This window comes from Pedobacter sp. ASV12 (genome assembly GCF_016429155.1).
In the GTDB taxonomy this organism is placed as follows: domain Bacteria; phylum Bacteroidota; class Bacteroidia; order Sphingobacteriales; family Sphingobacteriaceae; genus Pedobacter.
Window position 1 is genome coordinate 1 of record NZ_JAELUC010000267.1, and the last position, 524, is coordinate 524.

Sequence of the window (524 nt, forward strand, 5' to 3'; positions counted from 1 at the left end):
CCCCCCCCCCCCCCACCCCCCCCAACTGCGGATGTCGTGGTTCGTCGGCAGCGTCAGATGTGTATAAGAGACAGATATATGAAATAGAATCAAAAGGCAGAAAGGACAATCAATTGATCTCAATTGGATACCAGTCCCTGAGCATAAATGTCAGCCCATTAATGATTGAAAGGGCACTTATGCTCTTTAATTTAATAATTAGCGAAATCAAAAAGGCTGGTGGTACGATGAACGTTGAGTCGCATTCAACTCTAGCAATTTTTAACGGTGAAAAATTTATCCTTTCTATGCGTGAGAAGCAGAGCAGAATAAAAAAGCCAGAACAAAAATATTCGTGGACTGAGTATGACTATGTTGCCTCTGGAGTGCTGTTCTTCAAAATTGGAGAAAACTCATGGAATTCAAAAGAGTGGAGCGACACCGCTTATACGGTTATTGAGGATAAGATCGAAGATATAATCTCTTACATAAAACTTGGGGCACTGAAGATTAAGGAAGAGAGAAGACTCGAAGGCTTAAGAAGA

General features: G+C 41.4%; 1 protein-coding gene. It reads left to right on the forward strand.

Annotation, left to right across the window (positions count from 1 at the left end; all coding sequences use genetic code 11):
- Positions 1–113: 113 nt before the first annotated feature.
- Positions 114–524, forward strand: a 411-nt coding sequence (locus tag JHD69_RS20235) for a hypothetical protein (protein WP_199142129.1), incomplete at its 3' end; no start/stop codon positions are given.